The sequence below is a fragment of the Nocardia amikacinitolerans NBRC 108937 genome (assembly GCF_001612615.1).
GTDB lineage: Bacteria > Actinomycetota > Actinomycetes > Mycobacteriales > Mycobacteriaceae > Nocardia > Nocardia amikacinitolerans.
The window spans coordinates 1-22,324 of the sequence record NZ_BDAU01000041.1 but is presented as its reverse complement, the minus strand read 5'-3'; the positions used below and the strand labels follow the sequence as shown (position 1 = coordinate 22,324).

The 22,324-nt window shown below is 68.7% G+C and carries 27 protein-coding genes and 1 pseudogene; 17 read left to right on the top strand and 11 right to left on the bottom strand.

Features of this window, described 5'->3' with window-relative positions:
• Nucleotides 1–14 precede the first annotated feature (14 nt).
• Nucleotides 15–407, top strand: coding sequence for a nitroreductase/quinone reductase family protein (locus NAM01S_RS27375; RefSeq protein WP_067790667.1), 393 nt, complete (start codon nt 15–17; stop codon nt 405–407).
• A gap of 3 nt (nt 408–410) precedes the next feature.
• On the top strand, nt 411–866 hold the full coding sequence (locus NAM01S_RS27370) for an NUDIX domain-containing protein (RefSeq protein WP_067790664.1): 456 nt from the start codon (nt 411–413) through the stop codon (nt 864–866).
• Nucleotides 867–884: 18 nt separating this feature from the next.
• On the opposite strand, the gene NAM01S_RS27365 is transcribed toward NAM01S_RS27370, so the two are convergent.
• Nucleotides 885–1,268, bottom strand: coding sequence for a DUF4377 domain-containing protein (locus tag NAM01S_RS27365; RefSeq protein WP_084483354.1), 384 nt, complete (start codon nt 1,266–1,268; stop codon nt 885–887).
• 53 nt (nt 1,269–1,321) lie between these two features.
• Between NAM01S_RS27365 and NAM01S_RS27360 the strand changes: the two genes are divergently transcribed.
• From NAM01S_RS27360 to NAM01S_RS36035, 11 genes and pseudogenes are all read left to right on the top strand, one after another.
• On the top strand, nt 1,322–2,413 hold the full coding sequence (locus NAM01S_RS27360; protein ID WP_067790774.1) for a calcium:cation antiporter: 1,092 nt from the start codon (nt 1,322–1,324) through the stop codon (nt 2,411–2,413).
• A 197-nt stretch (nt 2,414–2,610) separates the two neighbouring features.
• The gene (locus tag NAM01S_RS27355) at nt 2,611–3,456 is read left to right on the top strand and encodes an ABC transporter permease (protein ID WP_067790662.1); all 846 of its coding nucleotides are present in this window, start codon (nt 2,611–2,613) and stop codon (nt 3,454–3,456) included.
• Nucleotides 3,456–4,322, top strand: a complete 867-nt coding sequence (locus NAM01S_RS27350) for an MlaE family ABC transporter permease (protein WP_067790660.1) — start codon at nt 3,456–3,458, stop codon at nt 4,320–4,322. The genes NAM01S_RS27355 and NAM01S_RS27350 overlap by 1 nt, the downstream gene beginning before the upstream one ends.
• A 3-nt stretch (nt 4,323–4,325) precedes the next feature.
• On the top strand, nt 4,326–5,360 hold the full coding sequence (locus tag NAM01S_RS27345) for an MlaD family protein (protein ID WP_067790657.1): 1,035 nt from the start codon (nt 4,326–4,328) through the stop codon (nt 5,358–5,360).
• Complete coding sequence (locus NAM01S_RS27340) at nt 5,357–6,361, top strand: MlaD family protein (RefSeq protein ID WP_067790654.1); 1,005 nt, start codon at nt 5,357–5,359, stop codon at nt 6,359–6,361. Before NAM01S_RS27345 ends, NAM01S_RS27340 begins: the two co-directional genes overlap by 4 nt.
• A complete protein-coding gene (locus NAM01S_RS27335) occupies nt 6,349–7,392 on the top strand; it encodes an MlaD family protein (protein ID WP_067790651.1) in 1,044 nt (347 codons plus the stop codon). Before NAM01S_RS27340 ends, NAM01S_RS27335 begins: the two co-directional genes overlap by 13 nt.
• Nucleotides 7,392–8,495 carry an MlaD family protein gene (locus tag NAM01S_RS27330; RefSeq protein WP_067790772.1) on the top strand — a complete coding sequence of 368 codons (1,104 nt, stop codon included), beginning with the start codon at nt 7,392–7,394 and terminating at the stop codon, nt 8,493–8,495. Before NAM01S_RS27335 ends, NAM01S_RS27330 begins: the two co-directional genes overlap by 1 nt.
• 190 nt (nt 8,496–8,685) lie before the next feature.
• Complete coding sequence (locus tag NAM01S_RS27325; protein ID WP_067790648.1) at nt 8,686–9,705, top strand: MlaD family protein; 1,020 nt, start codon at nt 8,686–8,688, stop codon at nt 9,703–9,705.
• Complete coding sequence (locus NAM01S_RS27320) at nt 9,702–10,658, top strand: MlaD family protein (RefSeq protein ID WP_067790645.1); 957 nt, start codon at nt 9,702–9,704, stop codon at nt 10,656–10,658. The genes NAM01S_RS27325 and NAM01S_RS27320 overlap by 4 nt, the downstream gene beginning before the upstream one ends.
• Nucleotides 10,659–10,917: 259 nt before the next feature.
• Complete coding sequence (locus tag NAM01S_RS36040) at nt 10,918–11,715, top strand: hypothetical protein (protein ID WP_067790643.1); 798 nt, start codon at nt 10,918–10,920, stop codon at nt 11,713–11,715.
• A gap of 94 nt (nt 11,716–11,809) precedes the next feature.
• A pseudogene (locus NAM01S_RS36035) lies at nt 11,810–12,406 on the top strand (cytochrome P450); the annotation flags it as partial.
• A 2-nt stretch (nt 12,407–12,408) separates the two neighbouring features.
• Here the strand turns inward: NAM01S_RS36035 and NAM01S_RS27305 are convergent.
• Together NAM01S_RS27305 and NAM01S_RS27300 are read right to left on the bottom strand one after the other, a co-directional pair.
• Entirely contained in the window at nt 12,409–12,789 is a 381-nt protein-coding gene (locus NAM01S_RS27305; RefSeq protein WP_067790637.1) for a DUF5313 family protein, read from the bottom strand.
• A complete protein-coding gene (locus NAM01S_RS27300; RefSeq protein WP_067790635.1) occupies nt 12,786–13,268 on the bottom strand; it encodes a MarR family winged helix-turn-helix transcriptional regulator in 483 nt (160 codons plus the stop codon). Before NAM01S_RS27300 ends, NAM01S_RS27305 begins: the two co-directional genes overlap by 4 nt.
• Nucleotides 13,269–13,389: 121 nt before the next feature.
• Between NAM01S_RS27300 and NAM01S_RS27295 the strand changes: the two genes are divergently transcribed.
• A complete protein-coding gene (locus NAM01S_RS27295) occupies nt 13,390–14,412 on the top strand; it encodes a DUF418 domain-containing protein (RefSeq protein ID WP_067790632.1) in 1,023 nt (340 codons plus the stop codon).
• A gap of 10 nt (nt 14,413–14,422) precedes the next feature.
• Here NAM01S_RS27295 and NAM01S_RS27290 read toward each other — a convergent pair whose 3' ends face one another.
• Both NAM01S_RS27290 and NAM01S_RS27285 read right to left on the bottom strand, forming a co-directional pair.
• Complete coding sequence (locus NAM01S_RS27290) at nt 14,423–15,586, bottom strand: cytochrome P450 (RefSeq protein ID WP_169810909.1); 1,164 nt, start codon at nt 15,584–15,586, stop codon at nt 14,423–14,425.
• A gap of 847 nt (nt 15,587–16,433) precedes the next feature.
• Nucleotides 16,434–16,628, bottom strand: coding sequence for a heavy-metal-associated domain-containing protein (locus NAM01S_RS27285; protein WP_067790628.1), 195 nt, complete (start codon nt 16,626–16,628; stop codon nt 16,434–16,436).
• A 156-nt stretch (nt 16,629–16,784) separates the two neighbouring features.
• Between NAM01S_RS27285 and NAM01S_RS27280 the strand changes: the two genes are divergently transcribed.
• Genes NAM01S_RS27280 through NAM01S_RS27275 form a run of 3 tightly spaced genes read left to right on the top strand, consistent with a single transcriptional unit; the run spans nt 16,785 to nt 17,610 of the window.
• The gene (locus NAM01S_RS27280) at nt 16,785–17,222 is read left to right on the top strand and encodes a hypothetical protein (protein WP_067790625.1); all 438 of its coding nucleotides are present in this window, start codon (nt 16,785–16,787) and stop codon (nt 17,220–17,222) included.
• 36 nt (nt 17,223–17,258) lie between these two features.
• Nucleotides 17,259–17,414 carry a DUF6131 family protein gene (locus tag NAM01S_RS35390; protein ID WP_221639457.1) on the top strand — a complete coding sequence of 52 codons (156 nt, stop codon included), beginning with the start codon at nt 17,259–17,261 and terminating at the stop codon, nt 17,412–17,414.
• A 7-nt stretch (nt 17,415–17,421) separates the two neighbouring features.
• Nucleotides 17,422–17,610, top strand: coding sequence for a CsbD family protein (locus NAM01S_RS27275; RefSeq protein ID WP_067790622.1), 189 nt, complete (start codon nt 17,422–17,424; stop codon nt 17,608–17,610).
• Nucleotides 17,611–17,766: 156 nt separating this feature from the next.
• Here the strand turns inward: NAM01S_RS27275 and NAM01S_RS27270 are convergent, their stop codons facing one another.
• The 6 genes from NAM01S_RS27270 to NAM01S_RS27250 form a co-directional block, all read right to left on the bottom strand.
• The gene (locus NAM01S_RS27270; RefSeq protein WP_157107933.1) at nt 17,767–18,564 is read right to left on the bottom strand and encodes a hypothetical protein; all 798 of its coding nucleotides are present in this window, start codon (nt 18,562–18,564) and stop codon (nt 17,767–17,769) included.
• Nucleotides 18,565–18,955: 391 nt separating this feature from the next.
• Nucleotides 18,956–19,627, bottom strand: a complete 672-nt coding sequence (locus NAM01S_RS27265) for a phosphoribosyltransferase (RefSeq protein ID WP_067790616.1) — start codon at nt 19,625–19,627, stop codon at nt 18,956–18,958.
• Nucleotides 19,628–19,714: 87 nt separating this feature from the next.
• Entirely contained in the window at nt 19,715–20,440 is a 726-nt protein-coding gene (locus tag NAM01S_RS27260; protein WP_067790612.1) for a VIT1/CCC1 transporter family protein, read from the bottom strand.
• Between the two features lie 33 nt (nt 20,441–20,473).
• Nucleotides 20,474–20,779, bottom strand: coding sequence for a hypothetical protein (locus NAM01S_RS34395; RefSeq protein WP_084483351.1), 306 nt, complete (start codon nt 20,777–20,779; stop codon nt 20,474–20,476).
• A 52-nt stretch (nt 20,780–20,831) separates the two neighbouring features.
• The gene (locus NAM01S_RS27255) at nt 20,832–21,122 is read right to left on the bottom strand and encodes a hypothetical protein (protein ID WP_067790609.1); all 291 of its coding nucleotides are present in this window, start codon (nt 21,120–21,122) and stop codon (nt 20,832–20,834) included.
• Between the two features lie 120 nt (nt 21,123–21,242).
• Nucleotides 21,243–21,620 carry a hypothetical protein gene (locus NAM01S_RS27250; RefSeq protein ID WP_067790607.1) on the bottom strand — a complete coding sequence of 126 codons (378 nt, stop codon included), beginning with the start codon at nt 21,618–21,620 and terminating at the stop codon, nt 21,243–21,245.
• Nucleotides 21,621–22,324: the final 704 nt, after the last annotated feature.

Below are 22,324 nucleotides of genomic sequence, written 5' to 3'. Positions count from 1 at the left end.
GTTACGGTCGGCGTATGCCGAAGAAGGACGATGTGCAACACCGTCTGGTGACCACCTTCCAGCGCCTGGTCGGAAACCCCCTCCTGCGCAGACTGCCCAACCAGCAACTGCTCGAGACGACCGGCCGGGTGAGCGGCGAACCGCGCATCACCCCGATCGGCGGCCGCCGGGTCGGCGACAGCTTCTGGCTGGTCTCGGAGTTCGGCGAGCGCTCCCAGTACATCCGGAACATCAAGGCGAACAACCGGGTTCGGGTCCGCCTGCACGGCCGCTGGCACGCAGGCACCGCCCACCTGCTCCCGGAGGACGACGCCCGCGCCCGCCTGCGCGAACTGCCGCGCGCCAACAGCGCCGCGGTCCGGCTCGTCGGCACCGACCTGCTGACCGTCCGCGTCGACTTGGATTGAGGCGTGCCCGACTACATCCGCTGGTTGCGGGCGCGGGTCGGCCACGACCACATCCAGTTGGCGTACGCCGCCGCGTGCGTGGTGACCGACGGACGCGTGCTCATGCACCGTCGCAGCGACGACGGCCAGTGGGGGTTGCCCGGCGGCGCCATCGAACTCGGTGAGTCGGCCGCGGCCGCCGTAGTGCGCGAGGTCGCCGAGGAGACCGGCGTGCGGGTGGAAATCGAAGCGCTGCAAGGCGTCTACACCGCGTACCGGCACGTCTACCCGAACGGCGATGTGGTGCAGCCGATCACCGTGTTCTTCCGGTGCGCGCCGGTCGGCGGACGACTCGGCGGCGACGCGGAATCGCTCGAGGTGCGCTACTTCGATCTGGACGCCACCCCCGAGCTGACCAACCCGGTCTACCTGGACGCGCTCGACGACCTGCGTGCCGGGCGGCTCGGCGTCTACCGCTGACCGCCGACCCGGCGTCGGCTAGGCGGGCTGTTTCTCCAGCACCTCGACGAGCCGCCAGGTCACCGACGACGCGTCGGCGGGTGGGTGGTCGACGGATGTCTGCTCGATGCGCAGCCGGTAGTGGTTGCCGGGCTGAAACTCGAATCCCTCGATCGAACCGTAGAACAACTCCCACGGTCCGTTCTGGTCGCGGCGGATCTGTAGGCACTCCATCGGCGCGACTCCGGTGCACCGCATGGTCCTCGGCGCGACCTCGATAACGAAGGTTCCGGGGATCTGCACGGATTCGCTGGTGGTGGTCGTGGCGAGGAGTGTCGGGCCCTCCGGCACGGTGGTGCACGCGGCAAGCAGCGGGACGAGCAGGATGCCCGTGGCGACGGCCTCGCGGAGTCGTTGCTGCATCCCGCCGATGATACCGATCCGGGTGCGCGGAAATAGCTGGGACGATGGAAGGCATGATCCGTGCGTTGACAACCCGCTGGACCGTGTTCGCCCCCCTCCTCGCCGCGCTCGCCTTGGTCGCCACTTGGGGACGAAGTCTGCCGACAGCGGGGATGATCATCGTCGCGGTGTTTCTCGCGGGCGCGGTGCTCGCCGCGGTTCAGCACGCCGAGATCGTCGCGCACCGGGTGGGGGAGCCGTTCGGATCGCTTGTCCTCGCGGTCGCGGTGACCGTGATCGAGGTGGCGCTCATCGTGACGCTGATGATCTCCGGTGGTGAGAAGTCCGCGACCCTGGCCCGCGACACCGTCTTCGCCGCGGTGATGATCACCTGCAACGGCATCTTCGGTCTTGCGCTGCTGGTCGGCGCGCTGCGCAGACGCCTCGCGGTCTTCAACGCGGAGGGCACGGGCGCGGCGCTGGCCACGGTGGCGACGCTGGCCACGCTGAGCCTGGTGCTGCCGACCTTCACTTCGAGCGTGCCCGGCCCCGAGTTCTCGCCAGCGCAGCTCGCCTTCGCCGCCGTCGCCTCGCTCGCGCTGTACGGCCTGTTCGTGATGGTGCAGACGGTGCGCCACCGCGACGACTTCCTTCCGGTGGAGGGCGACGGCGTGGTCACCGACGACGACACGACCGTCGAGCGGCCCTCCGTTCGCGCGACGCTCACCAGCCTCGGACTGCTGGTCGTCGCGCTGGTCGGCGTGGTCGGTCTGGCGAAGGTGGTCTCGCCCGCCATCGAATCGGCGGTGGCCTACGCGGGCATGCCGCCCGCCGCGGTGGGCGTGGCGATCGCGCTGCTCGTGCTGCTTCCCGAGACGCTGGCCGCGGTGCGGGCCGCGCGCCGCGATCAGGTGCAGATCAGTCTGAACCTGGCGCTGGGTTCGGCGATGGCGAGCATCGGGTTGACCATTCCGGCGATCGCTGTGGCAACTATCTGGCTACAGGGTCCGCTGGTGCTCGGGCTGGGTGCGACGCAGATGGTTCTGCTGGCGCTGACGGTCGTCGTCGGTGTGCTGACCGTGGTTCCCGGCCGGGCGACGCTGCTGCAAGGCGGCGTCCATCTGGCTCTGTTCTCGGCTTTTGTGTTCCTCGCCGCTAGTCCGTAGGCATGGTGATGTGTCTCACGAATAACAGGAAGCGTTCGCGCGAACGGCTCGGAAGTGGTCAGGGTCACACCACCTCGATTTTGTTGTGACGCAGAGTACCGATTAGCTTGACGGATGTTGGCATTGACGCCGGATTCGGAGAGCGCCATGAATTTCGACATCTCCCGTGCGGAAAGCGCGGCACGCGGGTCTCGTCTATGACGCCGAAATTGTCCACGGCCACCCGGGAATCCGCGAGCGCGATCCTCCGCGAGAATTTCTCGGACACGGTGGTGTCGTCGTTGCGGACTTTCGGTCGTGCGGTGGGTATCGCGCAGGAGTCGGTGGTCGGGGCGGTCGGTGATGTCGCGCGTCGGGAGTTTCAGTGGCGTGAGGCGGTGTTGCAGGCGTGGCGGTTGATCACGGTGACGACGGTGCCCGCGATCTTGATGGCGATTCCGTTCGGGGTGATCGTGTCGATCCAGGTGGGCAACCTGATCCACACCCTGGGTGCGGATTCGTTGTTGGGTGCGACCGGTGGGCTCGGGGTAATCAAGCAGGGTGCGCCGATGGCGACCGGGTTCCTGTTGGGTGGGGCGGGGGCAGCGGCGATCGCGGCGGATTTGGGGGCGCGCACGATTCGGGAGGAGATCGATGCGTTGCACACGATGGGGATCAGTCCGATTCATCGGTTGGTGATTCCGCGGATGGTGGCGATGTTGATGGTGGCGCCGTTGTTGAACGTGTTGATCATTTTCGTCGGTGTTCTCGCCGGGTACGCGGTGGCCATCGGCGGGCAGGGCGTGACCCCGGGGAGTTATTGGGCGACGTTCGGGTCGTTCACGACGACGGCGGATGTGTGGGTGTCGTTGGTGAAGGCGTTGATCTTCGGTTTTTTGGTGGTGGTCATCGCGTGTCAGCGGGGGTTGGAGGCCAAGGGTGGTCCGCGGGGTGTGGCTGATGCGGTGAACGCGGCGGTGGTGTTGTCGGTGGTGTCGATCGTGTGTGTGAATCTGTTGTTGACGCAGGTGACCGCGATGTTCCTCCCGACGAGGCTGGCGTAATGGCCGTCTCTTCCTACGTCCCCAAGGGATTCGCTCCCGTCGCGCGCTACTTCCGTCGCGGCAGCCGCGTCGTGCGCGCGATCGACTCGCTCGGCTTCGTCACGGTGTTCGTCTGGCAGGTGCTCTCGGCGATTCCGCTGACGCTGCGCCGCTACCGCGCCGAGACCATGCGCGCCATCACCAACATGACCTGGGGTCGCGGCTCCATCGTGGTCGGCGGCGGCACGGTGCCGATGATGATCGTGCTCGGCCTGGTGATGGGCGCCTCGGTCGGCGTCGAATCCTTCGCCACCTTGGACATGCTCGGTATGGGTCCGGTCACCGGCATCGTCTCGGCCTACGCGACCACCCGCGAGCTGGCCCCGATCGCGGCCGCCGTCGGCTTCGCCGCGCAGGCGGGCTGCCGCATCACCGCCGAGATCGGCTCCATGCGCATCTCCGAGGAGATCGACGCGATCGAATCGCTCGGCCTTCGCTCGGTACCGTTCGTGGTGACCACCCGCGTCATCGCGGGCGCGCTGGCCATCGTGCCGACCTTCCTGATCGCACTGATCCTGTCCTACCTCGCCTGCCGCGGCCTCATCACGCTGGTGCACGGCCAATCCGCGGGCGTCTACGACCACTACTTCTTCCAGTTCGTGTCCGGATTCGACGTGATCGCCGCGGTGATCAAGGTCGCGATCTTCGGCACCGTGGTGATTCTCGTGCACAGCTACTACGGCTTCTTCGCGACCGGCGGCCCCGAGGGCGTCGGCATCGCGTCGGGCCGCGCGGTGCGCACCAGTTTCGTGGCGATCATCGCCATCGACATGGTGTTGTCCATCGTGCTGTGGGGTTTCAACACGGCGATCAGCTTTACGGGGTGAACATTGCCTGCCTACGGTTTGCCCGGCGTCGCCGCGGACAAGAAACGTTCACGCACGGTCGGATTGGTGATCGTCGCGCTGATCGCGGTGGTCGCGCTGACCACCGCGCTCTACCGCGACCTGCGCTCCGAAGACGGTCTGCGCATCGCGCTGCACACCGAACAGATCGGTGACGGCGTCACCGAGGGCACCCAGGTGCGCCTGGACGGTGTGCTGGTCGGCGAGGTGGACCGGATAGCACCCGCCGCGCGCGGCACCCAGCGAATCACGCTGCGGCTGGACGACTCCCGGCTGCACGGCATCGACGACTCGCTGCTGGTGGACTACGCGCCCGCCAACCTTTTCGGTATCAGCGAACTCGAACTGCGCCGCGGCCCTGGCGGTTCGCCGCTGCGCCAGGACACCGAGATCGACCTGACCGGCCCGCGCGCCGCCGCCGTCTACGACGCCACGATGGGCAGCATCCTGCGCAGTCTCTCGCAGGTGGGCGCGTCGGTCTTCAGCCCGCAGCTGGCGACGGTCATCGCGCAGGTCTCCGCGGACTTCAAGGCGTTCACGCCGCTGGTGCAGGCGCTGATCACGGTGGCGCGCACCATCGCCGACAACCAGACGATGCCCGCGTCGGAACTGCTCGGCAGACTCGGTCCGGCCTTCGACGGCGGCGGTGACTTCGCTGGCGCGACCATCCAGATCCTGGACCAGATCCACGACATCCGGATCGTGCAGACCGACAAGGACCGCTACGACGTAGGCGTCGCCGCCCTCACCGGTCAGATCCTGCCCGGTCTCGCCACGACGGTCAGCACCGCGGGCGGACAGCTCGCGGAGGCCACCGACATGCTGGCGCCGCTGCTGAGCGTGCTCGCCAAGATGGTGCCGCGTCCGCAGCAGTCGGCGGCCGAATTGCGCCTGCTGCTGGAGCGTTTGCGCGCGGCGATGCCGGATTCGCCGGACGGTCCGGTGCTGAATCTGGAGGTCGACCTGCGAGGCGTGCCGGGTATCGCGGTGCCGCTGCTCGGCCAGGGAGGTATTCGATGACGGTGCGCGGCGCGGCATGGCGCCTCGGTCTGTTCGCCGCGGTGATGGCGGTGGTGCTCGCGCTGGTGCTCACCGCGATCAAGCGGCCGGTGTCCGGTGACACCCAGGCGCACGACGCGCTGTTCACCGACGCCAACGGCCTGAAGGTCGGCGACGACGTTCGCATGTACGGCGTGCAGGTGGGCAAGGTCGAGAAGATCTCGCTCGACGGGGTGAAGGCGAAGGTCCACCTCACCGTCGAGACGGCGACGCCGATCTACGACAACAGCACGCTGGCCATCCGGTACCAGAACCTGACCGGTCAGCGGTACATCGATCTACAGCAGCAGCCGAATCCCGGTGTGCGCCTACCCGCCAAGGCCGTTATCGGCACCGACATGACGGTGCCATCGTTCGACGTGACGAGCCTGTTCAACGGTCTGAAGCCGGTGCTCGCGACGCTGTCGCCGGAAGCGGTCAACCAGTTCACCGAGAGCATGCTCGCGGTGATCGAGGGCGACGGCACCGGCATCGGCCCTGCCATGCAGGCCATCGGCCAGCTCAGCCAGTACGTGGGCGATCGCCAGCACGTGATCGGTCAGCTGGTGAAGAACATGTCCGACATCGCCGGCCGGGTCGGCGGACGCGTGCACTACCTGGTGCCGCTGCTTGCCCGGCTCAGCGATGTCTTCCAGTCCCTCCAGGCCAATATCGGCGGACTCGCCGATTTCGCGATGTCCGCGCCCGCGGTGCTCGGTCCGCTCGACCGCCTGCTCGCGACACTTGGCCTCGACCCGCACAGCGGCCAGGACATCGACGCGATGATCCGCGGTCTGTTCCCCGATCCGCAGCAAGCGGTCGAGGTCTTCGGCAGGCTGCCCGGCCTGCTCCAGTCGGTGGACAACGCGCTGCCGCGCACCGTCGCGGGCTGGCAGCCGGAGTGCAGCAAGGGCGCCGCCGAGCTGCCCGCGCCGGTGCGCGTCCTCGTCGCAGGACAGAAGGTGGCGATATGCCAGGCGTGATTTCCCGCTGGTTCGGCGACCGGCCGATCCTGGACGATGCGGCCAAGCGGCGCAAGGAGATTCGCTTCGGCATCTTCGGTGTGGCGCTCGTCGTGCTCGGCATGGCCGCCGCGGCGGTGCTGTACGCGGTGCCGTTCGGCAAGACCACCTACACCGCCGAACTGTCCGAGGCGCAGTCGGTGAAGGAAGGCGACGACGTGCGCCTGGCCGGCGTCTCGGTGGGTTCGGTGGAATCGCTGGAGCTGAAGCCGGATCGAGTTGTCATGAAGTTCACCGTGAAATCCGATGTGTTCCTCGGTGACAAGACCTCGCTCGACATTCGCATGCTCACGGTGGTCGGCGGGCACTACGTTGCGCTGTTCCCGGCCGGTGACGCGCCGCTCGGCGACAAGCCGATCCCGGCGGATCGAGTTCGCCTGCCCTACAGCCTGATCCAGACCTTTCAGGACGCCACGACACCGCTGAACGAGCTGGACGGCGACACGCTGCGGCGCAACCTCGCCGCGCTGGATGAGTCGCTCACCTCGGCGCCGGAGACGCTGCGCACCACCCTGGACACCGTCGGCGGCTACATCGACGCCATCGACCGCCAGCGCGCCCAGGTCTCCAATGCCATTGCGGTGGCGGACGAATACGTGACCATGTACGACGGCGCGAAGACCGATCTGGGCAGGCTGATGGACAACGTCAACCTGCTGGAGACCGTGCTGATCGACAAGCGCGCGGAGCTGCGCGAGGCCGTCGCACTGCTGAACAGCGTGGTACAGCGGCTAGCCGCGCTCACGCCCGCGTGGGAGTCCACGTTGAAGCCGAGAGCGCAGCAGCTGGCCGACGCCCTGCCGCGACTGGAGGAGATGGGCGGCAAGCTCGAACCGATGATCGCGAGCACCCAGCAGCTGAGCGAGAAGCTGCGGTCGCTGGTGATTCCCGAGGAGGGCGTGGTTCTGGACCGCTCGGGTGAAACCGTGCCCGCGCCGGCGGGTCTGGATCTGTCGTCGGTGTGCGTTCCCGTCCCGGGGAAGGAGTGCTGATGCTGAAGAAGCTGCTCGGCACCCAGGCGTTCATGTCGATCGCGGGAGCCGTGGTCATCGCGTTGCTCGCGGTGGCCGGTTACGTCGTCCTCTTCGATCCGCTGAAGAGCACCGAATCCTATTGCGCGATCATGCCCGACAGCATCGGCCTGTACGAGGGCAACCAGGTGACCATGCGCGGCATCACGGTCGGCAGCGTGACCTCGGTGCGCAACCAGGGCCCGAACGTGCGCGTCGACTTCGAGGTCGACGCCGACCATCCGGTGTACGCCGACGCCTCGGCCACCACGGTGTCCGACACCGTCGTCGCCGATCGGGAACTCGCGGTGCTGGCCAGCGGCACGAATCTGGAGCGCTGGAACAGTTCCCAGTGCATCACCAAGACGCTGACCCCGAAGAGCCTCACCGAGACGCTCACCGCGCTCGCGCAGCTTTCCGACCAGATCGTCGGACCCGATCCGTCCCAGCCGAATTCGCTGGCGAACGGCCTCGCCTCGCTGGACCGCGCCACTGCGGGCACCGGGCCGCAGATCAACGAGCTGATCCGCAAGCTGGGTTCCGCGCTGAAATCGCCCGACGCCGACATTGGCCATCTGGCAGGCATTTTCGACGCGTTCGCCTCGGTTTCGCAGAAGGTCAATCAGTACTGGGGCGACCTGCAATCCATGCTGGTGCGCGTCGGACCGGTGCTGAATCAGGCCAGCGAGGACCTGCTGATCCCTGGCGCGCAGCTGTTCGACGGTCTCGCCGAGGTGCTGCCGATGCTCAACGACATCACCACCTCGTTCGGTGACGAGATCCTCACCCTGCTCGACCGCGCGGTGCCGATGCTGAAGCTGTTGCGCGCCAACGTCGGCTCGTTGCGCGAGATCGTGCTCACCACACCGGTGTTCGTGTCCGCGCTGCGCAGCGTCGCCGATCCGGAGACCGGCGCGGCGAGCCTGACCTACGCCCCGCCGAAGGTGGCGATTCCGCAGGGCAATGCCGAGGCGGTGTGCGCGGCGGTGAACGCGGTGGCGCCCGGCCGGTGCGCGGGCGCCGAGAACGGCATGGTGAACGTGGAATTGGTCCAGTTGGTACTGGGATTGGCGGGTGCCCGGTGAACGAACGGAGTGAGCGAATCATGTGCCAGCGCGCTTCGCGGATGCCGGAGCCGAGCGTCGGCGAGGCGCAGGCATGAGTGCACAGGCGGCTCGGCTCGATCGAGGAACCGGACGCGACCAGGCGGTCGGGCACACCGTGACGCTACGTTGGCGGCCGAAATACTTGCGCCGCAGCGCAATAGCGGTTGCCATGGCAGCCTCGATCGCGCTCGGTGGCTGCGCCTTCGACCCGTCCTCGGTGCCGGTGCCCGGCACGTCGATCGCGGGGCCGAGCTACCGTGTGCAGATCCAGTTCGCCAACGTGTTGAATCTGCCGGCCCGCGCGAAGGTCATCGCCAACGGCGCGCAGGTCGGCACGGTCGAGAAGGTCACCGTGGTGCCCGCCGCCGAGGCGCCGCAGGGGCGCGGCGGGTACGTCGTCGTGGACACCGAGATCTCGAAATCGGTGCAGCTGCCCGCGAACACGATCGCCGAGCTGCGTCAGAACACCGTGCTCGGTGACATCCACATCGCGCTGACCACCCCGCCGGACGGCTTCGACAAGCTGCTCGAACCGGGCGGCACCATCGACATCGATCACACCAAACCTCCTGTGCAACTGGAGGACACGATGGCGGCGATGGCGTTCTTCGTGCAGGGCGGCGCGGTCGGGCAGTTGCAGGACATCGTCAATCGGTTCAACGCGGTGCTGCCGCAGGACCCGAAGGAGACCGCGCGCATCGCGGGTGTGATGGGCGCCGACGCCGCCGACCTGGCCGCCAACCTCGATCAGGTGGACAAGCTGCTCTACGGCCTCGCCAACAACGCCGAAGTGCTGCACAAGGTTCAGCCCGAGCTGGACAACATCCTCAGCGCGGCCTCGGTGGACCGGCTCGGCGCCGCCACGCAGTCCATCGACGGCGTGACCGAGATCTTCAGCGGTCTCGGCCCGGTTGGGCAGTCGCTGGGATGGCTCGCGCCGCTGGTGCAGTCCGGTGACGCGGCGGCCAAGGCGTTCGTGCCGCTGGCCACCGGCGGGCCGCTGGACCTGCGCGATCCGTCGAACCTGGCCATGCTCGTCGCGCTGTTGCGGGACAAGATCATTCCGTTCGTCGAGCGCGGGCCGAAGGTGAACGTCACCGGTGTTCGGGTGGACGCGAGCCCCGTCGCGGAGCAGGAACAGGTCGACCGGATCGTTCAGACCCTGCGGATGATCGGAGCCGTCCGATGAAGATCGGTTCGCTTGCCTCGCTCGGCGGTATAGCCGCCATCATGATCCTCGGCGCGGCCTACCTGACCTTCGGTGTGGTGCGGGTCGATCCGTTCGCCGAGTACACGCACGCCACGATGGTGTTGAAGAACTCCGGCGGGCTCGGCGTCGGATCGCCGATCCTGTTGACCGGCATCGAGATCGGCGACGTCACGTCGGTGGACAGCACCGCGGCCGGCGTCGAGGTCGGGTTCCGGGTCGACGCGGAGCACAAGGTGCCCACCGCGAGCGTCGTCACCATCGAGCACCTTTCCGCGCTCGGTGAGCCCTACGTGCAGTTCGTGCCCAAAGCCGACGGCGGACCCTACCTGCGCGACGGGCAGCGCCTGGACACCGAGGACGTCCGGACGCCGCTGTCGATCGCCGAGGTGGCCCGGATGGTCACCAAGACCATGAACCAGCTGGACCCGGCGGTGGTCGGCTCGCTGGTGGAGACCATGAGCAAATCCATCACCGGCACCGAATCGGTGATGCCCGAGCTGGCCAGGTCCGGCGACCTGCTCGCCTCGACCATCATGACAAGGGCGCCGAAGATCGCCGAGCTGCTCAACAGCTTCCAGTTGGCCGCCGCAGACATCGAATGGGCCGGTCCGGCCACCGCGGCGGGCGCGCCGGGCTTGGTGAAGTTCGGGCAGGCACTGGATGAACTCGTCGAGGCGGTCGGCCGCCTGGTCACCGCGCAGGGCAGTCCGGAGATGTACCTCGAGGGCGATGGCGTCGTGCCGTTCCTGGAGAAGTTGACGGCTTGGCTCCGCGAAGCGGGCCCCGAACTGAAGGCGCTCATCCCCGGCCTCCAGCCGCTCGCGGACGCCGCGGTCTCGTCCGCACCCCAGCTGGACCTGAGCACCTTGATCGGCCAAGCCCTGCACAGCACCGACGACGACGCCGTCCAAATCCGCGTCGCCATCAAATAGACCCGGCCACCGAGACTTCGCAGACCTTCCACACCCTTCGCAGGGCCTGCGACCCCTGCGAAGCGTAGGGATGTGCTGCGAAGTCCGGGTTTCGTTGGGGTGCGGGCAGATTGGTAGCGAATGTGCCGTATGCCTATCGAGCAGCGCGAACCGCGTTGCGGAGAGTCGATCTTCGAATCAGCGACCTTCGGGTAACCTGCCGGAGAAGCTCGACTACTCGTGACGGTGTTCTCTGTTCGGCAGTGAAGGCGGTGCGATAGTGGAATCCGGTGGTGGACCGTCGCCCTACGGCGATGACGATGGCCCGAACAACAACACCCGCGTCCTCACCATCGCGGCGGCCATCGCCGCGACGCTGGCGGTGGTGGTGGCGATCGGGCTCGTGTTGCGTTCGAACCAGGAGCCGGAGAACGGGCCGACACCGCCGACTCCCTCGTTCACCACCAAACCGACGGCCACCACCGCGCGCACCATGCCGATGGGCACCACCGCCCGGCCGCCGATCTCCGCCGCGCCGCAAACCGCGCGCAGGATCGGCGACGACTGCTCGGCGGGCGGCATCACCGCGCAGTGGGATCTGCGCGACGACCAGTGGACGTGCGTGCCGCAGGGCCAGGGCCACGAGCCGCACCGGATCGGCGACGATTGTTCGCACGACGGCATCACGGCCCAGTGGCGCCGAGATCCCGACGGCCAGTGGATCTGCGTGCCACCGGAGCACATTCGCGAAGACCACCAGGTCGGCGACGATTGTTCGCACGAGGGCATCACGGCCCAGTGGGGTCTCACACCGGATGGCCGATGGATCTGCGTGCCGCAGGTCGTGCCCGCACCGCCCGCCCTCCCCGCGCAACCAGCCCCGCCCGCGCAACCCGCCGCACCCGCCCCGCCCGTCGGACCTGCACCTCCGCCCGCACCTGCCCCGGCCGTCGTACCGGGTCCGCCTGCACCGCCTGCCGCGCCCGCACCGCCAGTGGTACCCCCGCCGCCGATCGTGCCGCAACTGTTCCCGTTGCCGGTGCCGCCGATTCCGCCGGGTCTGCCCGCCGGTCGGTGAGTCGCGGGGCGTTCCGGCCGGTCGTGCCCGTGCCGCCGATCGTGCCGCAACTGTTCCCGTTGCCGGTCCCGCCGATTCCGCCGGGGCGGCGTGCGCGGCGCCCGGCGACGATCTGCTCGGCGACCTGGCGCGGGCGTGCGCTTCCGGCGATCTCGAGCCCCACGTCGCGGCGCTGCTGCTGGTGCAGCTGCTGGGGGCGGGCGGCGAATCGACCGCGGGGCTGATCGGCAACGCGGTCCGGCTGCTCGCCATCGATCCTGTTCTCCAGCAACGGCTTCGGGCCGAGCCGGACCTGTTGCCCGGCTTCCTCGAGGAGGTGCTGCGGCTGGAATCGCCGTTCCGCGCCCACCACCAGCACGTCGTCGCCGACACCACGCTCGGTCGCGTCGAGCTGCCCGCAGGCGCGCACCTGCTGCTGCTCTAGGGCGCCGCCAACCGCGACCCGGAGATCTTCCCCGAAGCCGACCGGCTCCGCCTGGATCGCGCGGTCCAACGCGGTCACCTCGCGTTCGGCAAAGGCGTCCACTTCTGCGTCGGCGCCGCGTTGGCGAGGTTGGCGGCGCGGGTCGCCCTCGAAGCGCTGCTCGCGGCTACCGAGTCGTTCGAATTGGCACCGGAACCAGATGTGGCCCAATGGGTTCCGAGCATCTTCGTGCGACGGCACGCGCGCCTGGAACTAGTGCTCCACTGACTTCAGTGCCGGTGCTGAGCGGCGTAGCGAGCCCGCTCCAGCTCACGCTTGCGCGCCCGCTCCGGATTCTCCAGGTCGGCGGGCAGCCCGTGCTTGGCCAGCCGGTGCGCGCGATTCATCGGCATGAAGGCCGCGGTGTAGAACAGCGCGAGCAGCACGGCGAGCAGCACCATCGATCCGCGCAGCCACAATGCGCCTGGAAAGAACATGAAGACCGCGAACAGCGGCGTGAACGGCACCAGGCCGCGCACCAGATGCCGTGCGACGGCGTACTTTCCGGTCAGGTCCTCGCGCACCCAGTCGTGTAGCGAATCGGGCAGTCTGCGCCCGAAGGCGTAGCCGATCCACTCGATGGGATTGGGGCGGCGACGGGCGCGGGTCATGCGTCGACTCCTGACGTTGCGTGCGATTCGGCGAGCATCGAGCGGCGGGCGGCGTCGTTGACTCTGGTCAGCACGTCGCGCAATTCCTCGAGGTCGGCGAGGGTGACGCCGAGGCGCTGCACCACCGCGGGCGGGATGCGCTCGGCTTGCGCGCGCAGGGCGGCGCCCGCCTCGGTCAGGTCGATCACCAGGTTGCGTTCGTCGCGCGGGTCGCGGCCCCTGCTGATCAGTCCGGCCGACTCCAGGCGCTTGAGCAGCGGCGAGAGGGTCGGGGAATCGAGCTGGATGGCCTCGGCGATCTCCTTCACCGACATCGGCGCCTCGCCCCACAGCGCCAGCATCACCAGGTACTGCGGGTGGGTGAGGCCGAGCGGTTCGAGCAGCGGGCGGTAGACGGCGAGCACCGCGCGATTGGCCACGGCCAGCGCGAAACACACCTGCCGGTCCAGGCGCAGCGGATCCTCGATCTCGGTGTCCACGGTTCCTCCTCGGGTCCCGGCTAGGTTAACGCACAAATAGTTAGTGCGTGAAGTAAATGTGGGCGACGCCATGCGAGCGCTGGTCACGGCCTCGACCCACCTGCGCCATTACTGTCGGGGCATGTACGACGTCGCCGCGCGCGAGCGCATTCACGAACTAGACGCCGTCCGCGGGTTCGCGCTGTGCGGAATCCTGGTGGTCAACATCTGGCAGATCACCGACATGACGGCCACCGTGCCCTCGGGTGCGGCCATGGACCCGGTCCGGCATGTGCTCTCGGTGGTGGTCGAAGAGCGCTTCTTCCCGATCTTCTCGTTCCTGTTCGGCCTGAGCTTCGCGATGTTCCTGGACGGAGCCGCCGAGCGGACCGATCGCCCGCGAGTTGTGCTGGCGCGCAGGCTGATCGCGCTCAGCGTGCTCGGACTCGTGCACCAGATCTTCCAGCCGGGCGAGGCGCTGCTTCCGTACGCCGTCGTGGGACTTGTGATCCTGCTGCCCGCTTCCGCGTTGCCGTCGTGGCTCGTTCTGGTCGCGGGCCTGGTGGGCACCTTGGGTGTCGCGCTCACTCTCGGCGGCGGGTTGGCCTTGGTGCCCGGTCTCTTCCTGCTCGGCTTGGCGGCCGAACGTTTCGGCCTCGTCGACATTCTGCGCGGGCACGTCTGGCCGATCGCGGCCGTCTTCGTGCTCGCGCTGCCCGCCGCCATCGCGACCGCGGTATGGCAGTGGCGCACACCGTATCTGGAGTTGTGGACCAGCTCGATCGAACCGATCGCGGGTCTGCTCGGCGCGATCGCCTATTCGACCGGACTGCTGCTCGTGCTGCGCACCGGATTCGGTGAGGTGGTCGCCGAAGTGCTCGAGCCGATGGGTCGCATGGCGTTGACGAACTACATGTCCGCGACGGCACTGATCCTGCTCGCGGAAGGGCGCCTGCATCTCGGCGGCACCACCCGCTATCCCGCACTGCTCGGCTTGGCCGCGGCGATCCTCCTGTTCCAGGCTTTCGTCAGTTACCTCTGGATGTCCTGGCTTCGGTACGGACCGCTCGAGTGGGTGTGGCGGTGCGTAACCTGGTGGCGCATTGTTCCCATCCGTAAGCCGGAGCCGGAAGGTATCGCCTCGATCGGCCTGCCCCGCAGGTGACTTCGGATGCTCAGGCGAGCGCGACCGGGAGCAGGAGCGGCCCGCGGTGCCGGAAACCGCAGCGCCACGGTATTTCCGGTGCGGGCGTCGTCAGCGTCGTCTCGGGCCACCTGGTGAAGAACTGCTGAATTACGGCCCCCGTGACGCTGTGCACGAGCGCGGTGCCGAGACAGGAGTGCGCGCCGTGGCCGAGACCCAGCTGGGCATTGCGGACGCGGGCCGGGTCGAACCGGTCGGGCCGATCGAACGCCGCCGGATCCCGATTGGCGCCCGCGAGACACAGCAGCACGGTCTGCCCGGCCCGCACGGTGTAGCCTCCGATGTCCAGATCCGTTGTCGCGAAACGCGGTCCGGCGAGCACCTGCGGTGAGATGTAGCGCAGCAGTTCGTCCACGGCGCGGCGTCGGTCGGTGGCCGCCAGAAAAGCTCTGCGGTGCGCGGGTTCGGCGACCAGCGTGAGCAGCGCGCCCGCGATCAGGTCGGCGAGCACCTCGTACCAGACGAACAGCAGATAGAACAGCACACCCGCGAGTTCGTCCGCGGTCGGCGAGCCGGTCTCGTTGCTCGCGGCGACCAGCCGCCCGACCGGGCTGTCGGCGCTCGCCGTTTCGATCGTGGCGTCGACGAACGCGCGCATGGCGGCGAGGGTGTCCCTGGCCCGTGGCGCCGACCCGTCGGGCGACAGCGTCGAATTCGCCCAGTCCAGTAGGGTTTCCCGTTCGGAATCGGCCAGTCCGAGCAGGTCGCCGAGCACTTCGGTGGGTAGCGGAACCGCGAGACGCGCGACCAGATCCACCTTCGGATCCGCCTCGGCGCCGCGTAGCAGTGATTCGACCAGATCGCCCGCGCGCTCGCCCCACCCGGTCAGGCGGCGCGGCACCAGCTCGGCGGTGATCAGGCGGCGCAGGCGGACATGAGCCTCGGCGTCGGCGACGAGCAGCGCGTTGAGCGGGGGCGGGACGGCGAATCCGGCATAGTCCACCGGCCCGGCCTTGGTGACGTCGGCGGTCAAGCGTTCGTCCGACAGCGCGGCGCGCACATCGGCATGCCTGGTCACCAGCCAGGCGGGCGGACCGTCGGGTGTGCGGATCCGGTGCACGCCGCCCTCGCGGCGCAGTGCGTCGAGCACCGGCCACGGATCCGCCGCGAAATCGGCATCGAAAATCTCTCGCATCCCAGCCCCCATCCGCTTGTCCGCCAACACTTCTCGGCACGCTCGGTGCGCACCAAAGTACTCCGCCCGCGGCACGCGCGCCGTGTGGGCTGGTGGAGGCGTTCCTCCGCGATTGCCCGGCAATGCGGTGCGGCACGACAGCACGGCGGCGTGGCAGGGGCGGCCGCGCGGCGCGGCTGGACGGCGGCGCACGACGGCAGCGCGGCAGGGCGGCAGGGCGGCAGCGCGGTACGGCAAGCCGGCGGCGCGGCAGGGCTGCAGCGCGGTACGGCATAGCGACGGCGCGCACGGCAGGACGGCGGCGCGGCGCGGCTGGACGGCGGCGGCCCGACGGCAGCGCGGCAGGGCGGCACGACAGGACCGGCGGCGCGGCAGAGCGGCAGCGCGTACGGCAGGACGGCGGCGCGCACGGCAGGACGGCAGCGCGGCGGCGCGGCACGACAGGACGGCAGCGCGGCAGCGCGGTACGACAGGACGGCGGCGGCCTGGCGCGGTCGCGCGCCGGACTGACCGAGCGAATGGGCTGCCGCGCGACCTGTTGTCGCGCTGGGCCAGGGGAGGGCTGTTCGACGACGTTGGCCGCCAGCGTTCTCTACAAGCGTGGCCGCGTAGGACAAACGTGGCCGTGCAGGCCGTGGTCAACGGCCAGTTCTCCACCGCACGCGACGGGGGACGTGATCGCGGCGTTGGCTGCCGGGTTGGCGCACGGCTGCGCGGAGGCAATCGGACCGGCTAGTTGACACCGACGCGGTGACCGGCGACCGCGACTGCGGAAGAAGGAGCGCGAACGGCGGCTGGAGGGACCATTTGGCCGCGCCGAGGCCGCCGCCGCAAAGGCCGAGGCCCACTACTTCGCGGGGACGCCCGCCTGCCTGATCGCGTCGAGGACCTCGCCGTAGGTCAGGGTCGTGGAGTTCACCGTGATGGTCTCCGAGACCCGGTCGACGTCGACGGAATCGACGCCGCCGAGGCCGCGCAGCGCGTTCTCGGCGACGACGGCGGATTCGTCCGAGTAATCGGTGAGGTCGAAGGTGTAGGTCATTGCCCGACTCTCCTTGGTGCTGATCGACCGGTTGTGGTCAGTTCTGCGCATACACCGAAACCGTGCGGCGCAAACGTTTCCGATCGTGTTGTTTGAGCCCGCCGGAACCGGGAATAGCGGATTCGTAATAGAACATTTCAGCGCACCAGGATTGTCATGATCATTCTCCTAGGGCTGATCGTCCTGATCGGCGCGGTGGTCGTCGGCGTCGCCGCGGTGGCGGCGAATACCGGCGAGCTACGCACGTCGACGGGCGACTTCGCCGTTTTCGACTATCAGTTCACGGCCTCGGCCGGAGAGGTGTTCCTCTACGGCACGGTGATCGGCGCGGCGGGCGCGCTCGGTTTGGTGCTCTTGCTGACCGGGCTCTGGCGCACCTCCCGCCGCGGCAGCGAGGCGCGCAGGGAACTGCGCAAGTCACGCAGGGAGGTCGCGGCGGCTCGTCGCGACACGGCTCCGCCGCAGGCGCCGTCCGTCGCACCGCCGCCCGCCGGCAAGCCGGTCTGGAGCCCGAACCGATTCCTGCGCCGACCGTCCGGAGCCGCGCCGATGGCGGGCGCTCGCGGCAAGACACAGGCGCCGACTACCACCTGACACGTCAACGGTTTACCAAAAGAAAGGGATGTGACCGTGATTATCCTCGGATTGATTCTTCTGATTGTGGGTTGGTTGCTCGGAATCGGATTGCTGACCACCGCGGGCATCATCGTGCTGATCATCGGCGCGGTGCTCTGGATCGCCGGCTCGGTGGGCCGTCCGATCGGCGGCCGCAGGCACTATTACTGAGGTCCCGATGAACGCCGACAATTACCGAAGGAACAGCCGTTTCGATCACCGCATTCAAGCCGCACGGGGGCGCGTGAAGAAATTCTTCGGACGCGCGACCGATAACCCGAGGCTGACGGCGGAAGGTCGGCGAGACCAGTTCCGCGGCAACATGAAACAAGCCGCCAACAAAGTGCGGGACGCGTTCCGACGCTGACCGATCGCCGATGTCGGCCGAGGGTGTGCACTCTCGGCCGACATCGGCATGCGCGGCGGAGAACGCAGGATGGTAGACAGGCCGCCCGTTCACAGTCTTCGCCGGGCCTCGGTGCGCGGCGCCCAGTCCTGCAACCCGGCCGTTGCCACGCTCGGCCTAGGACCTGGCGCCTGCCAGGAGAGCGAAGCCGTCGCCGGTCGCCACCGCCCGCACCGGGCGGTACGGCGAACCGGTGCGCCGAATACGGGCCGCGGCAGGTGGCATCGGTCGCCCGAGTCCGTCGAGCCAAGAGGGGTCGGTCGGAGTCTCGGGACGCGGGGTTTCCAGCCGCACCAGAAAGCGGCGTGACTGTCGGCCCGTTCTCGGTAGCAGCAGCCACGCCCCGGCCGGCAGCTCATCGGCGAACGGGTCCGGTAGTACGGCACGCGAAAGACCTTCGCTCTCCGCGGTTCCCAGCGTCGCCAGCCGGGCGGCGGGCAGCGGCCTGTCGGTGCAGATCACCTGCCAGCCATCGGCGGCCGCGGCGAACATGCGCTCACCGTTCTCCCGGAGCACGACCGCCACGTCGGCGCCGTTTGCCCGCACTGTCGTGCCCGTGTGCTCGTCGAGGCGCAGCGTGAGGGTGTCGGATGTTCCGCACGGCAGGTCGGGGAGCTCGAACCCGGCGCACCGGGCCAGCAGTTGCGCGGATGCTCCCGTCCCGGGTAGCCGGACGTCCAGCTCGATGTCCGCGCCGTCGCGGGCGCGGCTCAACCTGGCAGAAGCGGGTTGGTCGGCGTAGGAAACCCGGGCGCTACCGTCACCCGTTTCGATTCCAGCGGAGAATTGCAGAACGCCGTCGGGAAACAGCGCGCGCAATCCGTCGCCGAAGCCGAAGGAATCGACCGGAATATCGACCGGTTCCCCGGCCGATTCGTCGAGAAGTTTATGGAGCCACTGGATTCGGACCGTCACGAACAACCCCTCCTCCTCCGACGCCCACCCGCGACCCGAGTGGGCTGCTCGCGTTCATCGTAGGGTGAACCACCTGCGGTTATAGCAGTTTCAGATCATTGCGGCGCATCGCCCGGTTTCGTGGAGGATTTCTTGTCGTTCACGCAACGGCCGCGCGATGAACGCATTTGTGGTAGACCGGTCGCCGAATCGCCGCCGAAATTTCTCTGGGTATCGCGGTAGGGCCGCGGTAATGCGGCAGTGAATTTTTACGACTGAACCTACCGGCATCGAGATTCGCGCCGACACTGGGGAGCGGCCTGGGCGAGAGCCGTGTCACCGCCGCAGTCGACCTCGGTCTCGCCTACTGCGGGCCGGATTCGGTTGAACGCCAGCGCAATTCGGCTGCGACCTATTGCTGACCGGATTCGCCGGAGCGCTGGCGTAATTCGGCCGCCGCACCGTCCAGCAGGTCGCACACCTGGGCGTCGTCGACCGGGGCGTAATCCCCGTACCATCGGGAGATCGCGGTGACCACTTCCGCGCCCTCCAGGCACACGACCTGGTCGACCTTCCCGCTCAGCGTACGGATCGCCGAGGCCGCGCCCACGGGCGCCGCGAGCGCGATGCGTTCGGCCCCCGCCGCACGCACCACCGCGACGGCCGCGCGGGCGGTGACGCCGCTGGCGATGCCGTCGTCGACGATCACCGCGGTCCGCCCGTGCAGCGCGAGGGCGGACGAGCCGCCGCGATAGCGAATCGCACTGCGCGCCAAGTCGGCTCGCTGTTCGGACTCCACCTCGGCGCGCCCCGACTCGGACACGAACGCGCGCGCCAGGATCTTGTCGTCGATCACCCCGACGCCGCCCTCACCGATCGCGCCGAACGCCAATTCGGGCCGATAGGGCACACGTAGCTTGCGCACCATCGCCACCGTGAGTGGCGCGTTCAGCGCGCGGGCCACCTCGTAGGCGACCGGAACGCCACCGCGCGGCACCCCGAGTACCACGGCTTTGGCGTCCCGAAAGTCGGTCAACCGCACGGCGAGTCGCCGACCCGCCGCCCGGCGATCACGGAAGGGCATGGTCGGCCTCCGGACTCGGACTTCGGAAAGCACCGAAGTCTACGCCCGGCCGAATGCCCAACGGCGGGTGGGAGCGCGGTGACCGGGTCAGATTCCGGCGACGTCGGCCAGCTGCCCGATGCCGTAGGTGACCAGCATGGCCAGCGCGCCGCCGAGCACCACCCGCAGCACCGCGCGCCGTGGATCGCTTCCGCCGAGCCGCGCGCTGACCGAACCGGTGAGCGCCAGCGCCACGAGCACCGCGGCGACCGTGACCGGGATGCGCGCGGTGACGGGCGGCAGCAGGATCGCCAGCAGTGGCAGCAGCGCGCCGAGGGTGAACGCGATCGCGGAGGACAGCGCGGTCTGCCAGGGATTGGTGAGTTCGCGCGGGTTCAAGCCGAGTTCGGCCTCGGCGTGCGCGGTGAAGGCGTCGTAGGCGGTGAGTTCCTCCGCGACCTTGCGCGCGGTCTCCGGCGTGAGTCCCTTGGCTCGATAGATGTCGGTGAGTTCCGCGAGTTCGTACTCGGGTTCGTCGGTGAGCTCCCTGCGTTCCTTGGCGAGCAGCGCGCGCTCCGAATCCCGCTGAGTGCTGACCGATACGTACTCGCCGACCGCCATCGACAGCGCACCGGCCGAGACACCCGCGATGCCCGCGGTGAAGATCGCGCTCGTCGTGGTCGTCGCCGCGGCGACGCCGACCACCAGGCCCGCGGTCGACACGATGCCGTCGTTCGCGCCGAGCACGCCGGCGCGCAACCAGTTCAGCCTGGTCGCGAACCCGGCCCCGTGCGGCTCGTACGGATGGGAACCGCTGGTCGTCGAGTCCTCCATGCCCCGCACCTTAATGCGTGCCCGCGCCTTTGCTCAGGACAGGGCGACACCGTGCGGAAAGGTGTGGCGGACGGGCGGTGTCGTCATCGCCCACTCGCTGAATGGATGCGTAAATGTCTCCGCCGCAATTTGTTTCAGGGCAGCGACAGCTCGGCAGCGGTGATTCATCGGATAGCGGCCGACCAGATCGTGCCGATTGCCGAGACCCTCGGGTGCCGTCCGCCGGAAGGCGAGCAGCAGACGGGCATTGCCGATGCCGCCGATCGCGAGCGCTGAAGATTCGTGCGGGAGGCGAGCAGCGGACGGGCATTGCCGTTGCCGCCGACCGACCGCGAGCACCGAGGATTCGCCCGGGAGGCGAGCAGCGGACGGGCATTGCCGATGGCACCGGTCACGAGCACTGAGGATTCGCGCGGGAGGCGAGCAGCAGACGGGCATTTCCGATGGCACCGACCGACCGCGAGCGCCGAGGATTCGCGCGGGAGGCGAGCAGCAGACGGCATTGCCGATGGCATCGGTCGCGAGCGCCGAGGATTCGCCCGCCGCCGCTCTCCAGGATCAGCGGGCGCAGTGCGGAATTCGTCAGCCCGGCGGCGATGCTCGGTTCGGCGGGGCCCGATCCCACGCAGACGTCGGCGAACAGTCCCTCGTTCCCGACCGTTCGCAAGTCCTCGATCCGCACGGCCGCCCTTCCACGAGTCGGCAACCCCGACCGTCGGACGATCCGCACGTGCCGTTCACGGTACGAGGCGCGTCGATCACACGTCGAAAAGCATTGAGGCCGACGAGCTCCGGTGCCGCGTCAGTGCCGGACGCGGCGTGGGCGGCGGATCGGGACCGGGTGCGGTATCAGCTTGCGGTGCGCGAACTGCATGCCGCCGAGTAGTGCGAGCGCGAGCAGCGCGGCGACATAGTCGCCGAGGGCGAGCGAGAGCACGGCGAAACCTCCGAGCAGCGGTACTTCGAGGAGGGCGCACCAGCCGAGGAACCGTAGTCGCGTGGCATTGGCGTCCAGCCAACGCACGCCGTCGTCGATGATCTCGCCCGCCGTGACCGGACAGACCATTCCGTCGCCCACCTGAACGAACCGATGCACCGCGTCGTCGCGGGTGAGCTCGCCGAGCCAGGCCAGGTCGATGAGCCGCTTACCTTCTTCGGCTACTTCTCGGACCGTGTCCATGCGACCCCTTCCGAGTCGATATTCGCGCCGAAGTCTATGCCGACCGATCCCGGTCTCCTAGAGGTGATCCCCGCCGCCTGAGCTTGTCCGGGCCGCGTCGCCGGATACTTCGCTCCGCGCCGCCGTATAGTTCGTCGCCGCGTCGCCGGATGCTCCGTGCCGCGTCGCCGGATAGTTCCGCGCCGGGCCGTTGGGAGGTTTCGCGCCGCGCCGCCGGGGCGTTTCGCGTCGCCTCGCGGGGTTGGTTCGCGCTGGGCCGTTGGGATGTTTCGCGCCGCGTCGCCGGGTCGGTTCGCCGTGGGCCGCTTGGTCGTTTGGCGCTGGGCCGCGGGGTTGGTTCGCGCTGGGCCGCTGGGTCGTTTCGCGTCGCGCCGCTGGGTTGATTCGTGCTGGGCCGCTGGCGTCGTTTCGCGTTGCGCCGCTGGGTCGTTTCGCGTTGCGCCGCCGGGTTGGTTCGCGCCGCGCCGCCGGATTATTCCGCGCCGGGCCGTTGGGATGTTTAGAGCCGCGTTGCTGGGTCGATTCGCGCCGGACCGCCGGGTCGTTTCGCGTCGCGCCGCCGGGTCGTTTCGCGTCGCGTCGCCGGGTTGGTTCGCGCCGCGCCACCGGATTGTTCCGCGCGGCCCGTTGGGATGTTTAGAGCCGCGTCGCTGGGTCGATTCGCGCCGGTCCGCTGGTCCGCTGGGTCGTTTGGTGCTGGGCCG